Origin of the sequence: Alicyclobacillus hesperidum subsp. aegles, from assembly GCF_027923525.1 — a bacterium.
In the GTDB taxonomy this organism is placed as follows: domain Bacteria; phylum Bacillota; class Bacilli; order Alicyclobacillales; family Alicyclobacillaceae; genus Alicyclobacillus; species Alicyclobacillus aegles.
In genome coordinates, this window is sequence record NZ_BSBJ01000005.1 from 69,426 (window position 1) to 83,518 (window position 14,093).

The 14,093-nt window shown below is 55.0% G+C and carries 10 protein-coding genes; 8 read left to right on the forward strand and 2 right to left on the reverse strand.

Going from position 1 to position 14,093, the window contains the following annotated elements; all coding sequences use genetic code 11:
• The first annotated feature begins 2 nt into the window (after positions 1-2).
• From QMF38_RS03165 to QMF38_RS03175, 3 genes are read left to right on the forward strand one after another with little or no spacing between them, the layout of a single operon-like run.
• Positions 3-4,355, forward strand: coding sequence for a PolC-type DNA polymerase III (locus QMF38_RS03165; protein WP_281758656.1), 4,353 nt, complete (start codon positions 3-5; stop codon positions 4,353-4,355).
• Positions 4,356-4,366: 11 nt separating this feature from the next.
• On the forward strand, positions 4,367-4,759 hold the full coding sequence (locus QMF38_RS03170) for a VOC family protein (protein ID WP_058094951.1): 393 nt from the start codon (positions 4,367-4,369) through the stop codon (positions 4,757-4,759).
• Between the two features lie 32 nt (positions 4,760-4,791).
• Entirely contained in the window at positions 4,792-5,703 is a 912-nt protein-coding gene (locus tag QMF38_RS03175; RefSeq protein WP_281758657.1) for a prephenate dehydratase, read from the forward strand.
• A 44-nt stretch (positions 5,704-5,747) separates the two neighbouring features.
• Here the strand turns inward: QMF38_RS03175 and QMF38_RS03180 are convergent, their stop codons facing one another.
• Positions 5,748-6,974, reverse strand: coding sequence for an MFS transporter (locus QMF38_RS03180; RefSeq protein ID WP_281758658.1), 1,227 nt, complete (start codon positions 6,972-6,974; stop codon positions 5,748-5,750).
• A gap of 21 nt (positions 6,975-6,995) precedes the next feature.
• On the reverse strand, positions 6,996-8,831 hold the full coding sequence (typA, locus tag QMF38_RS03185) for a translational GTPase TypA (RefSeq protein ID WP_281758659.1): 1,836 nt from the start codon (positions 8,829-8,831) through the stop codon (positions 6,996-6,998).
• 247 nt (positions 8,832-9,078) lie between these two features.
• Here typA and rimP point away from each other — a divergent pair, with 247 nt between their 5' ends.
• The 5 genes from rimP to infB all read left to right on the forward strand — a co-directional run bounded on the left by rimP (position 9,079) and on the right by infB (position 14,066).
• The gene (gene rimP / locus QMF38_RS03190; protein ID WP_058094947.1) at positions 9,079-9,552 is read left to right on the forward strand and encodes a ribosome maturation factor RimP; all 474 of its coding nucleotides are present in this window, start codon (positions 9,079-9,081) and stop codon (positions 9,550-9,552) included.
• A gap of 70 nt (positions 9,553-9,622) precedes the next feature.
• Complete coding sequence (nusA, locus tag QMF38_RS03195) at positions 9,623-10,747, forward strand: transcription termination factor NusA (RefSeq protein ID WP_058094946.1); 1,125 nt, start codon at positions 9,623-9,625, stop codon at positions 10,745-10,747.
• A gap of 26 nt (positions 10,748-10,773) precedes the next feature.
• Complete coding sequence (gene rnpM / locus QMF38_RS03200; protein ID WP_040289482.1) at positions 10,774-11,055, forward strand: RNase P modulator RnpM; 282 nt, start codon at positions 10,774-10,776, stop codon at positions 11,053-11,055.
• The gene (locus tag QMF38_RS03205) at positions 11,048-11,395 is read left to right on the forward strand and encodes a L7Ae/L30e/S12e/Gadd45 family ribosomal protein (RefSeq protein WP_083496132.1); all 348 of its coding nucleotides are present in this window, start codon (positions 11,048-11,050) and stop codon (positions 11,393-11,395) included. Before rnpM ends, QMF38_RS03205 begins: the two co-directional genes overlap by 8 nt.
• A 13-nt stretch (positions 11,396-11,408) precedes the next feature.
• Positions 11,409-14,066 (forward strand): translation initiation factor IF-2, encoded by a 2,658-nt coding sequence (gene infB / locus QMF38_RS03210; protein ID WP_281758814.1) that lies wholly within the window; start codon positions 11,409-11,411, stop codon positions 14,064-14,066.
• Positions 14,067-14,093: the final 27 nt, after the last annotated feature.

Sequence of the window (14,093 nt, forward strand, 5' to 3'; positions counted from 1 at the left end):
AGATGTCTGCTGTCTTAGATCATTCGCCGTCAGATCGTGCACTTGAACGGGTAAAGCGCGTGCGTGTCGACGTGGCAGGGCGACGTGTGCGGATCGAAGTCGCGAATCCTCTATGCTCAAACGCACTGAATGAAGTCGATGGCAGGCGTTTTGCATCGGAACTCTCACAGTATTACCTTGATCTTTGCCAACTGCGCGAGATTTGCCGTGAACATTTTCGAGAGGCTTGTACTTGTGAGTGGAATGTGGGCGTCGTGGATCATCTACTCTCTTCCGATGAACTGCAAATGATAACGAAGCTTTTATGCGATGGTTATAGTCGCAAGGAACCCGTTGCAGGAAAGCTGTTGTGTCAGGCGCAGGTGGTTCCCCGGACCGAGGAGCGAAACGGGCAGGTCGAATTGCGCTTTGCAGCGCAGGCCGTGGTGGACAAGCTGGCACAGAAGGACGTGATCGGCTGGTTAACGCGTGAATCCCAAGAGATGTTTGGGCTTTCTCTTTCTTTTACGTTGCATGTGAGCCGTGAAAGTGAAGAGGAGCTCGCAGAATTGCGATCGCGCTTGCAGGCAGAAGAGGAAGAACGAGTTCAGCAGTTACTTGCGGAAGAGGAAACGCGAATCCGAGCGCGGGAAGCGGAGGACCGTTCCGGCAATAAACCAGGACGCGATGCCGGTGTAGAAAGTGCCGAGCCATTCGTCGTTGGACAAATGTACCCGGATCCGGAACCTATTCCTATACGTGAGATTGTTGACGAAATGCGCAGAGCCTCCATAGTTGGTCGCGTATTTCGTCACGAACGTCGCACTTTGGCGAGTGGTAGAACGCTTATTCAGTTTAACATTACCGATTTCACCGATTCCATTTCGGCGAAAATGTTTGTTCAACACGAGAAAGACTTGGCTGCGCTTGAGACGTTCGGGGACGGCGTGTGGGTAAAGTTGCAAGGACAGGTTCAGTTTGATACGTATGCGAAAGAGATCGTCTTCATGGCACAGGCAATGCGCCCCGAACCGGCTCCTGTGCGGCGGGACGAGGCGGAGAACAAGCGGATCGAGTTGCATGCACATACGGTCATGTCTGCGCAAGATGGGGTTGTCAGCGCGGCGGATCTTGTGCGACGCGCAGCAGCGTGGGGGCATCCGGCGATCGCGATTACCGATCACGGCGGCGTGCAATCCTTTCCTGAGGCTTATGGAGCGGCTAAAAAACAAGGAATCCGGCTTTTGCTTGGGGTTGAGGCGTACGTTGTTGACGACGGTGGTTTAGTGGTGTATCGCGAACGTGAGCAGCCGTTCACGGATGAGACGATCTTCGTTGTGTTTGATACGGAGACGACGGGGTTGAATGCGCGTGAGGACACGCTGATTGAAATTGCGGCAGTAAAAGTACGCGGCGGGGAGATCGTCGATACATACGCGTCGCTGATCGACCCGGAACGTCCGCTCTCACCGAAAATCACAGAGTTGACCGGTATATCCAATGACATGGTTAAGGGTCAGCCCAAACTCGCGGACGTTCTAGCGAAATTTCGCGAGTTTGTGCAAGGGTCGATTTTAGTAGCGCATAACGCCGAATTCGATGTTGGCTTTTTGAACCAGTGTGCGGAAAGGCTCGGCATGCCTGCTTGGGAAGAGCCAGTCATCGATACGCTTGCTTTGGCTCGCGCCCTATATCCGGGTGAAAAGAACTATAAGCTCAAGACGTTGACACAGAAGTTTTCTGTAGAATTGGTCAATCACCACCGTGCATTGGCGGATTCGGAAGCGACGGCGAAAGTTTTCTTGCATATGTTGAAGGATTGCAAGGAGCGCGGACTTGTCGATCTCTCGCATCTGAATCAATTGCGGGGCCAGGTCGATATCGCGCGCGTGCGGCCATTTCACGCAACCATTTTGGTGCGCAATCGCGACGGCTTGCGCAACCTTTACCGGCTTGTGTCGATGGCGAATACGGAATATCTGCATCGAATTCCTCGTTTGCCCAAAAGTGTACTGGCGCAATTTCGCGAAGGGTTGCTCATCGGTACGGCGTGTCGGCAAGGGGAGCTTATTGAGTCGTTCATTCGTGGTAAATCCATCGATGAAATTGAGGCATTGTGCGAGTTTTACGATTATCTAGAAATTCAACCGCCCAGTCACTACGAGCCGCTGATCCGCGATGAGGTGCTGCCGTCGTTTGAACATGTTCGCGAGTTACTGCGACAAATCGTCGATATGGGAAAACGCCTAAACAAGCCTGTTGTGGCAACTGGTGACGTGCATTTTCTCGACGAGCATGATCATGTTTATCGGGAGATCTTTTTGCAGTCTCAGAAACTGGATACGAAGCAACCGCCGCTGTATTTTCGGACAACCGATGAAATGTTGGCAGAGTTCTCGTTCCTCGGCGAAGAGGACGCTCGCTCCGTTGTGATCGATCAACCACAAGCCGTCGCGCAACTTTGTGAGGACGTCAAACCGATTCCCGACGATCTTCACACACCCGTGATCGAAGGTGCGGAAGAGGAGATTCGAACGCTATCGTACCGCAAAGCTACGGCGATTTATGGAAGCCCACTGCCGGAAATCGTTGAAAAGCGACTCGAGAAGGAGCTTCATTCGATCATTTCGAACGGCTTTTCGGTCATTTATCTTATTGCGCACAAGCTCGTGACCAAGTCGCTGACGGACGGATATTTGGTAGGCAGCCGAGGATCGGTCGGTTCCTCGCTGGTTGCCACAATGACAGACATTACGGAGGTTAATCCGTTGCCTCCGCATTACGTCTGTCCCAACTGCCAATACAGCGAATTTTTCCTGCAAGGCGAATATGGGTCCGGCTTCGATTTGCCCGAAAAAGCCTGCCCGCATTGTGGCACATCGTTGCGCAAGGATGGGCAGGATATCCCCTTCGAGACGTTTTTGGGTTTCGATGGCGATAAAGTTCCGGATATCGATCTCAACTTTTCTGGAGAATATCAGCCTCGTGCTCACCGCTATACGGAGGAGCTATTTGGAAAGGATCACGTCTTTCGCGCTGGCACCATTTCTGTGGTTGCGGAAAAAACGGCGTATGGGTATGTTCGCAAGTACGCGGAGGAAAAGGGACTTGTTCTGCGCAATGCCGAGATCGAGCGGCTGGTTCAGGGATGTACGGGGGTCAAGCGCACGACGGGCCAACACCCCGGCGGCCAGGTGGTCGTCCCAAATTATGTCGAGATATACGATTTCACGCCAATTCAGTATCCGGCTGACGACCGGAGTGCAGAGACGTTCACAACGCACTTCGATTACCACTCAGGGCTTGAGAACTGTCTGCTGAAGTTGGATATTCTCGGCCATGACGATCCGACCGTGATCCGTATGTTGCAGGACTTAACCGGTGTTGATCCGAAGACTATCCCACTCGATGATCCAGACGTGCTCGCACTTTTCCGTGGTACGGAACCGCTCGGCGTGACGCCGGAAGAGATCAGATCAGTTACGGGAACGTATGCGATTCCCGAATTTGGGACGCGTTTTGTGCGTCAAATGCTTGAGGACACGAGGCCGACGACGTTTTCAGAACTGGTTCGCATCTCCGGCCTTTCCCACGGTACAGATGTGTGGTTGAACAATGCCCAGGCGTTAATTCGGGAAGGCATCGCAACGCTTTCCGAAGTCATCTGTGCCCGCGACGACATCATGATTTATCTTATTCAGAAAGGTCTCGATCCCGCTCGGGCGTTTAAGATCATGGAGGGTATCCGCAAAGGTAAAGGTGTCAAGCCGGAAGACGAGGCATACATGCGTGAGCACAACGTGCCAGATTGGTACATCGAGTCTGGCAAGAAAATTAAGTACATGTTTCCGAAGGCTCACGCAGCGGCGTATGTGTTGATGGCCGTGCGGATCGCATGGTTCAAAGTGCATCATCCGCTGGCATTCTACGCAACGTACTTCACCGTCCGCGCGGATGACTTCGACATTGCCCTCATGACGAAGGGACGAGACGCCATTTTGGCGAAGATCGACGAGATCGAGAGCAAGGGGAATGCGGCCTTACCGAAGGAGAAGAGCTTCGTCACGGTCTTGGAAGTGGCTTTGGAGATGGTTGCGCGCGGTTACAGATTCCTGCCAGTCAATCTGTACAAATCGGATGCAACTCGCTTTTTGATCGACGAGCGCGAGCAAGCGCTCATACCGCCGTTTGTTGCGATATCCGGAGTCGGCGAGACGGCTGCACGGAATTTGTACGAAGCGGCGCAGCAAGGCGAGTTTCTCTCACTCGAAGATTTGCAGACTCGCGGTCGCGTCTCCAAGACTGTCGTCGATCTACTTACCGAGCTTGGGTGTCTTGAAGGTTTGCCTGAGACCAATCAACTTTCGCTGTTTTAGGAGGTCTACGCATGGCGATTCGAAAACTGGAACACACAGGTGTCATGGTCAACAATTTAGAGGAATCCATTGATTTCTATACGCGTATTCTCGGTATGGAACTCAAAGGGATTCTCCAACACAATCAGCCTGGGATGCGCCTTGCATTTCTGTCCTTCCCTGGTCAAACGGCCGAATTGGAACTGATTGAAGGCTATCCAGTCACTGTATCGCCGGAAGGTCAGGTGCACCACTTGGCATTTACAGTGGACGATATCGAGGCGGAGGCTGAGCGCTTGCGAGCGCTTGGTGTGTCGTTCATCGAACCGGAAATTACCACGCTGCGCAATCGGGCACGCTATATTTTCTTTGCCGGTCCAAACGGCGAACAGCTCGAGCTCTTTCAGCCCGGCACTGAGGCTTAATCGGCCGGGTATAGGCGGACGGGAGGTTCAAGATGCGACTTTATTACCTTGGCCCCGAAGGAACGCACAGCCATGAAGCATCCGCACTTGCGGCCCAACAATTGATCCTGGCGTCTGCGGAATTGTGCCCACTGCCTACGTTTTCCGATGTACTAGCGGCTTGTTTTGCATCGCCACCGGGAGAAGCATTTGCGTGTGTCCCAATTGAGAACAGCATTCAGGGATCTGTGTGGCAGGTCTGGGATGAGGTCATGCGGGCGTGTAGTATGGCGCCTTCGCAAGCGTCGCCCACGTGGGGGATTTTGGCCGCTGTCACGCAGCCTATACATCAGTTTGCTATTTATCAGGAAGGGACCGATCCGCTTCAGGTCACCACTGTTCTCTCGCATCCGCAGGCGTTGGCTCAGTGTGCACAAACGCTGAAAGCGCGGTATCCAAACGCCGTACCGTCAACCGTATCGAGTACAGCGGAAGCAGTGAGACAGGTGGCCATGCAGCCTGCCAAGTCAGCGGTTGCCATCGGCAGCCGTCGTGCGGCCGCAGTTTATGGCCTCGCGTACGATGAAGCTCCGCTTGAGGATCATCAAGGAAATGTCACGCGTTTTGCTGTGATTGGTCCGCGGGGAGCGAGCCTGCCCAAGCCGACCGCGCTTGAATGGACAGACGAGACCGCATCTTTGTGTCTGCGCGGAGTGCCGCATCGACCAGGAGGATTGGTGGGTGCTTTGCAGGCGTTTGCGGCGGCGAATTTAAATCTGACGCGTCTCGAGTCGCGGCCGGTGGGCGACCAGCTTGGCCACTACGTATATTATTTGGATGTGTCTGTGGCAGGACTGTGCGACGAGGGTCAATTGTCTTTGCAGCATGTGGTCGAGGAGCTTGCGACGCATGGTACAGATGTGATTTCTTTAGGTGTGTATCCGGTATATCGCAATCCGGGATAACGGGGCTTATCAACATCAGGGCGTCCATCGGGCGCCCTGTTTTGTTAGCGAAGCAAAATGCTTGGCATGCGGACGGCACGCAGATTCCAGGCCACCGTGGCGAGGGGAGCCAAACACAGCACCGAAATGCACACGAAGTAGGGCAGACTGCCCGCCGTGAATCCGAAGATAGAAACATATAAAAACAATCCAATACGGGCTGCTGAATAGAGCGCTTCGCGGACAATGAATCCGGTTGCGACATTATCAAACAGCTGACCGACTGCATCAAACTGTTGGGCGTTGACCTGGCTGAAAAAGAGAGGGTTCGCCAGGCTGACGACGACGTTAAAGGCGATGAGTAGGTGCGCTCCATGCATGAACAACAAAGCGCTAACAATCGTTGCTGCGGCGCCACCCATCCACACGAAATTCTGGCGGACCGCATCCGATTTTGCGCGAATCCCGTAACCAATGACCAGATTGACGACGAGTGAAAGCAAGGCGTACAAGGTATTCAGCCAACCGGCTCCCAAAATTCCACTGCCATACGAGTAGGTCAATACGCCAGCCGCAAAGTTGACGAAGTACGTATAGAGGCTACACGTGAGCACGGCGATGGCAAAAGTACCGAGCCCAAAGCCCAGCAGTCGACGGCGAGGTGGAGTTGGCACAGCGGGAACATCCGCCGTACGCGTGAACGCCAAGCGTGGGAACGGCCGCGCCAATGCAAAAATGGCCGCAAACATCGCGATCACGACGGTGAACATCGCCGTGTAGCCAAAGGCATGAATGACGGTCGCGGAAAGTGTCGGCATGGCTGCGGCGATACAACTGGTTGCCAAGTTGAAGCGAGCAATTGTCTGACCGCGCTCACCGGCATTCGAGAACTGGAACAAAACCAGATTATACCCCATATAGTAGAATCCCGAGGCAATACCCATCATCGCAGCGACAACGAGATCCAGCACCAGGATGCCGTGCGGAATGATCATGAGTAGCGCGATGGCGCCAATGCCCCAGAGTGCCCCAAACATGATGTTGCGCTTCGTCGAAGATTTGCTGATCACGCCTCCAACGATAAACGCGCCGATCCAAAATACATACATCACCACGTTATATAACGCTGTCGCGCGTAGGGAAGAAAACCCCTGATAGATGTAAATGTTGATAAACAGGTTCGAAAATTGCGAGCAAAGATAGAACAACATGTTGCAAATGGATAGGCGAATGATGGGCTTCAAGGACGTCGACGCTCCCATCGAAAAATGGACGGCGGGAAAAACCGACATCCCGCCGTCTTCCTCATTTTATCATGCTTCTTGGCGTGTGCGCCGCTGCGCCTTTTCACGCTCACTCTTGTTCAAGATCCGCTTGCGCAGGCGAATAGCCTGTGGTGTGACCTCGCACAGTTCGTCGTCTTCGATGTAGGTGATGGATTCTTCCAGCGACAGGGTGCGGGCGGCCTTAAGGCGGACGGTTTCGTCTTTCGTGGCCGAACGGATATTGGTCTGGTGTTTAGCCTTGGTCACATTGACCGTCAGATCGTTTTCGCGCGTGTGTTCGCCGACAATCATGCCTTCGTATACTGGCGTTCCGGGCGTGATGAACATGACGCCGCGGTCCTCGAGATTGCCTAGCGCGTAGGCTGTGGCTTCACCCGTGTCCATTGAGACCAAGACACCCTGCCTGCGTGTCGTGATTGAACCGCGCCACGGGCCATATTCATGGAAGCGGTGGTGCATCGTTCCGTAGCCCTTCGTCATGGTGAGGAATTCCGTGCGGAAGCCAATCAGTCCGCGCGTCGGAACATGGAACACCAGGCGCGTCATATCTCCTTGACCGGTCGGTTCCAGGCTTACCATTTCGCCTTTGCGCAAGCCGAGGGATTCAATTACGGACCCGACGGCATCTGATGGCACGTCCGCAACGAACTCTTCAATAGGCTCCATTTTCTGGCCGTCGATCTCCTTGACGATGACATGCGGCTTCGAGACCGCTAATTCATAGCCTTCTCGACGCATAGTTTCGATCAAGATAGATAGGTGAAGTTCGCCACGGCTTGCTACGAGAAACACGTCGGCGTCTTCTGTCTCCTGTACGCGCAGGCTGACATCGGACTCTAGCTCTTGGAAAAGTCGCTCACGCAACTTGCGTGACGTCACGTGCGTGCCTTCCCGCCCCGCGAACGGGCTGTCGTTGACGCGAAACGTCATTTCCAAAGTCGGTTCGTCAATCCTTAGCAACGGCAATGGATCTGCATTTGCTGGATCGGCAACGGTTTCCCCCACCATAATTTCAGGAATCCCGGCAACCGCCACGATATCGCCTGCAAATGCTTCGTTCACTTCGATCCGCCGCAAACCCTGATGGGCAAACAGCTTCTGGATGCGCTTTTGGACGACGGTACCGTCGCGTTGGATGAGGGCGACGGTTTCACCTTGACGCAGGACGCCGCGTGCAATGCGGCCAATGCCGATACGTCCCAAATATTCATTGTAATCAAGCATCGTGACTTGCCATTGTAGAGGTCCCGAAACGTCGACGTCAGGCGCTGGAATGTGTTCAATAATGGCTTGGAACAAGGGTTCCATATTCGTCCCTGGCACACTCGGGTCGTCCGTCGCAGTACCGAGAATTGCAGATGTGTAGACGACGGGAAATTCGAGTTGATCTTCATTGGCGCCGAGATCGATAAACAAGTCCAATACTTCATCGATGACTTCGGCTGGGCGGGCGTTGGGTCGATCCATCTTATTGACCACGACCACGGGTACAAGTCCGGCAGCGAGGGCCTTTTCAAGTACAAAACGCGTTTGCGGCATGACGCCTTCAAACGCATCGACGACGAGCAATACGCCGTCGACCATCTTGACGATGCGCTCGACTTCGCCGCTGAAGTCTGCGTGGCCAGGTGTATCGACGAGGTTGATGCGGTAATCTTTATAAGGTATGGATGTGGTTTTGGCGAGAATCGTGATGCCGCGTTCACGCTCGAGGTCGTTGGAGTCGAGCGCCCGCTCGTGAATCTGCTCATTGTCGCGGAAGAGTCCCGACTGTTTAAGCAGTTGGTCGACCAGGCTTGTCTTGCCGTGGTCGACGTGCGCGACAATCGCCACGTTCCGCATCCGAGTTACATCGGTTTGCATGGTGTCCTCCTTGCACTGACTTTGCGCTAAACACGATAGCACGAAGGCTCCGCGATTACAACGCAGTTGGCGATTGTCCGCGTTTGCAGGGGGCTTCCATAGGTGGTATAATGCATGTGTTAGGCTTCGTATACCGTGTACGGACAAGAGTGGGGCTATTTCCCACTCTTTGATTTATGCTAGGCACTTTTTGGCGTACGCGTGGCGATGGCAAGATGACCGAGCCCGAGCTTGGGGAGGATGGCACGTGGCGAAAGAGCGTGTGACGGACATAGTCGAGCGTTTGGTGTTGCCGATTGTGGAGAAAGAGCAAGTTGAATTGGTCGACGTGGAATTTAAAAAAGAAGGCGCCAATTGGTATCTGCGAGTGTTCATTGACAAGCCTGGCGGCGTGGACATCGATGACTGCAGCCGCGTGAGTGAGCAACTGTCAGAGCAGTTGGACATCGTCGATCCGATTCCCGAATCGTATTTTCTCGAGGTCTCGTCGCCTGGGGCAGAGCGCCCCTTGAAGAAACCGGCAGACTTTGAGCGAGCAATCGGTGAACATGTCTATGTTTCGCTATACGAGCCCATCGACGGATCCAAGTCGTTCGAAGGCACACTTCTTTCATACGACGGCGAGCAGTTGGAACTCGACGTACGTGTGAAAACGAGAAGTCGTAAGGTCACCGTTCCGCTCGCCAAGGTGGCGCTGGCGCGTCTGGCCGTCGAATTATGAGCGCTATCGCCGGGATGGGGCAGCCACGGCCGGCGTGCGTGAGATTAATGCAAGGGGGAGGTTCCCTTCTATGAACGTTGATTTTCTGGACGCGCTGGAGCAACTCGCCCGCGAGAAGGGCATTGATAAAGAAGTTCTGTTGGAGGCCATTGAAGCAGCACTTATTTCTGGTTATAAGCGCAATTTTAACTCTGCAGGCAACGTCCGGGTAGATATTCATCGTGATACTGGCGAAGTTCGCGTCTTCGCACGAAAAACGGTGGTCGAGGAACCGGAAGACACACGCACGGAGATTTCACTCGATGCGGCTAGAGATATCAATCCGAGTTATCAATTGGGTGATGTCGTCGAAATCGAGGTGACCCCGCGCGACTTTGGGCGGATCGCCGCTCAGACGGCCAAGCAAGTGGTGACGCAACGGATCCGCGAAGCGGAACGTTCGGTCATCTATGGAAAGTTCGCTGATCGCGAAGAAGAAGTCGTGAGTGGCATCGTCAGTCGCATCGAACCGCGTGTCGCGTATATCGACCTCGGAGATACGGAGGCTGTCATGCCTCAATCGGAGCAGATGCCGACCGATAAATTGCACTTGGGAGACCGTGTCAAAGTGTTCATCGCACGGGTCGAACGAACGACGAAGGGACCACAAATTGTCGTGTCAAGAAGTCACCCGGGGCTGTTAAAGCGGCTCTTCGAATTGGAAGTGCCTGAGATTTATGACGGCGTCGTCGAAATCAAAGCCGTGTCGCGCGAGGCCGGATATCGCTCGAAGATCGCAGTCCATTCGCGCAACCCTGAGGTCGATCCGATTGGCGCGTGCGTAGGCACGCGTGGCGGCCGTGTACAGTCTGTCGTGAATGAACTCAATGGCGAAAAGATCGATATCGTTGAGTGGAGCGAGGATCCAGCGACATTTGTCGCCAATGCGCTGTCTCCTGCCAAAGTTGTCGATGTACAGATCTTTGAGGCTGAAAAAGTGGCAAGGACCATCGTTCCCGATTACCAACTGTCGCTTGCGATCGGCAAAGAGGGGCAGAACGCGCGCTTGGCCGCTCGCTTAACCGGTTGGAAGATCGACATTAAGAGCGAGTCACAGGTGTCGGGTGAGGACTTGTTTACAAACCTCGACGAGGACGCGGAAAGTGATGACAACGCAGTCGGCACGCTTGCTGACGATTGGCTGAACGAACCTTAAGCGGTACGGGGCAGGGGGAGGATGGCATGAACAAAGTGCGGAAAGTGCCTCTGCGCAAATGTGTCGGTTGCCAGGAGATGAAACCGAAGCGTGAACTTGTGCGGGTGGTGCATACGCCTGAAGGTGAAGTGCGCGTCGATCCGACCGGCAAGCAGAACGGGCGCGGTGCCTATCTCTGCCCGCAGCCAAGCTGCTTACAAACGGCTCAGAAAAGGCGTTCATTGGAGCGTATGTTGAAGACGAGTATTCCTGACCAGGTGTATCAAGCTTTGGCGGAAAAGATGCGGGAGGTCGCGGGCGGTGCCTGATGCGGCAGCTGTGTTGTCACTACTCGGCATGGCGCGGCGCGCGCGAGTCGCGATCGACGGCCAGGATCGGATTCTTGCGGCGATTTCGAGTAGGCAGGCAAAGCTGGTGATTGTAGCGGTCGATGCCGGCTTGAACGGACGTAAAAAAATGTTTGACAAGACGTCGTATTATCGCGTGCCGATTGTTGAATTTGGCGACAAGGCGGAGTTGGGCAAGGCGATTGGGCGTAGAGAAGCTGCAGCTATCGCGATTGTCGAGGATGGCTTTGCGAGTAAGTTGCGGTCGCGGATTGGGGAAACCCTCGGAGGTGGAGCGTTTGACGAAAATTCGAGTGTATGAGTACGCAAAGAAAATGAACATGTCAAGCAAAGAGATATTGACCATTTTGGGACGGCTTGATGTGCCAGTGGCCAATCATATGAGCGTCATGGATGACGACATGATCCGCAAGGTTGAAAGCTTTTTTGCCGATGTGAAAAAACGTGCGGCAGAGCGTCGGGCACAGGAAGCTGAAAAGGAGATTCGTGAGCGGCAACACAAGCGCCGCGAAGAGCAACCAGAAGCGGAGGTCGCAAAGGCAGAAGTGCGGCCGGAGCGCACCGCTGACGCAAATCGTACGCCTGGCGGCCGCCGGGATGGCGATGCAGCGGGTCGCGAGGATGCGAGAAACCGAGGGCGGCGCGATGACCGCCGCGTGGAAGGCCGCGAGGACAGCCGGGCCGAGCATCGCAGTGACAATCGAAACGGGCAGCGGGACGAGCGCGCTGGGTTCCGCAACGACAATCGCGACAATCGGAATCGGCAGCAGGGCGGCAACTTTGGCCATCGCGGTCCTCGCCAAGCCGATGGGACAAGTGGGAATCGGCCGGGTATGAATGGTCAAAACAGTCGCGATGGCCGTAACTACGGGAGTCGTGATGGCAATCGCGATGGCGGGCGTTTTGGTCAGAGCCAGGGTCAAGGTGGATTCGGCAACCGCGGTGGGCGCGATAACGGGCGCTTCGGCGGCGGACAAGGGCGCCCGGCCGGCGGTCAGGGCGGACGTTTCGGTGGTCAAGGCGGCGGACGACCTGGAGGAGGACGGCCAGCGGCAGCTGCGATTGCTCCCGCGCAAACGAAGCCGACCGCGCCCGGAAGTTTGCGTAAGGACAAAGATAAGAAGGATCGCCAGGGTTTCGCGCGGCACGAGGAATTTAATGAGACAAAGCTGCAGCGCTCCAAGCGCCGTGCTAACGGCAAGGGGCAGGCCAAGCCATTGCCAACAGAAGTCACCGTCGAAGGAGCGATGAGCGTCGGCGACTTTGCGAAACTGTTGCAGCGCGAGCCGGCTGAACTCATTAAAAAGCTACTTCTCCTCGGTGTCATGGCAACCATCAACCAGGAAATCGATACGGACACCATGGAGCTCATCGCCTCCGACTTTGGTGTCACGCTGCACGTTGTTGAACCCGTCGACGAAGAGGCATTGGACATGCTGGTGGAAGAGGACGATCCGGCGTCGCTCGTGCCTCGGCCACCCGTGGTGACCATCATGGGGCACGTCGATCACGGCAAAACGACCTTGCTGGACGCAATTCGTGAAAGCAAGGTGACAGCCACGGAGTCCGGCGGCATCACGCAGCATATTGGGGCTTATCAGGTCGAGATTGCAGACCGTCAAATCACGTTCCTGGATACGCCAGGGCACGAGGCATTCACGACGATGCGCGCGCGCGGGGCGCAGGTGACCGATATCACCATTCTCGTCGTGGCTGCAGATGATGGTGTCATGCCGCAGACTGTCGAGGCCATCAACCACGCAAAGGCGGCCAACGTGCCGATTGTGGTTGCGGTGAACAAGATCGATAAGCCGGATGCAAATCCGGATCGCGTGAAACAGGAGTTGACGCAGTACGGCCTAGTACCGGAAGAATGGGGCGGAGATACCATCTTTGCACCTATCTCCGCGCTGAAGCGACAAGGTTTGGAAGAACTTCTTGAGATGGTTCTGCTCGTCGCGGACGTACAAGAGCTTAAGGCAAATCCGGAAGGGCGGCCGCGAGGCACGGTTATCGAGGCAAAGCTCGATCGCGGTCGCGGACCGGTGGCAACAGTGCTCGTGCAAAACGGAACGCTCAAGGTCGGAGACATTGTCGTGGCTGGTACGACGTACGGGCGCGTGCGTGCCATGGTCAACGATACCGGTCGGCGCTTGAAGACGGCTGGACCGTCGACGCCTGTTGAGATTCAGGGACTCAATGGCGTTCCGTCAGCAGGGGATCAGTTTGTCGTGTACGACGACGAGCGGGGTGCACGCAACCTCGTGGAAAAGCGCATGAGCCGCGAAAAGCAAGAGCAAATGCAAAACACGGCTCGCGTGACACTGGACGATTTGTATCGCCAGATTCAAGAGGGCAATGTCGCCGAATTGAACGTGATCGTCAAGGCCGATGTTCAGGGCTCGGTCGAAGCCTTGGTGCAGTCCATTGAAAAAATTGACGTTTCCGGCGTACGTGTGCGTGTGATTCACAAGGGTGCAGGTGGCATCACGGAGTCCGATGTCGCCCTTGCGTCCGCGTCAAACGCCATTATCATCGGTTTCCATGTGCGGCCGGACGCGAATACCAAGCGAATCGCTGAACAGGAAAAAGTTGATATTCGACTCTATCGCGTGATTTACGATGTCATGTCCGAATTGGAGTCGGCCATGAAGGGCATGTTGGCGCCTGAGTACAAGGAAGTCGTGCTTGGTCACGCGGAGGTTCGCGAGACGTTTAACATCTCCAAGGTCGGCACGGTTGCCGGTTGCTATGTGACCGATGGCAAAATGACGCGCGATGCAGAGGCGCGCTTGGTACGCGACGGAATTGTCGTGTATGAGGGCAAACTGGATTCGTTGAAACGATTCAAAGACGATGTGCGCGAGGTCGCCACAGGCTTCGAATGCGGCATTACTTTGGAGAAGTTCAACGATATCAAGGTTGGCGACGTGATCGAGGCATTTACGATGGAGGCCGTCAAGCGTGCCTGACCATTGACCCTCGGGCGCGAGTGCTGC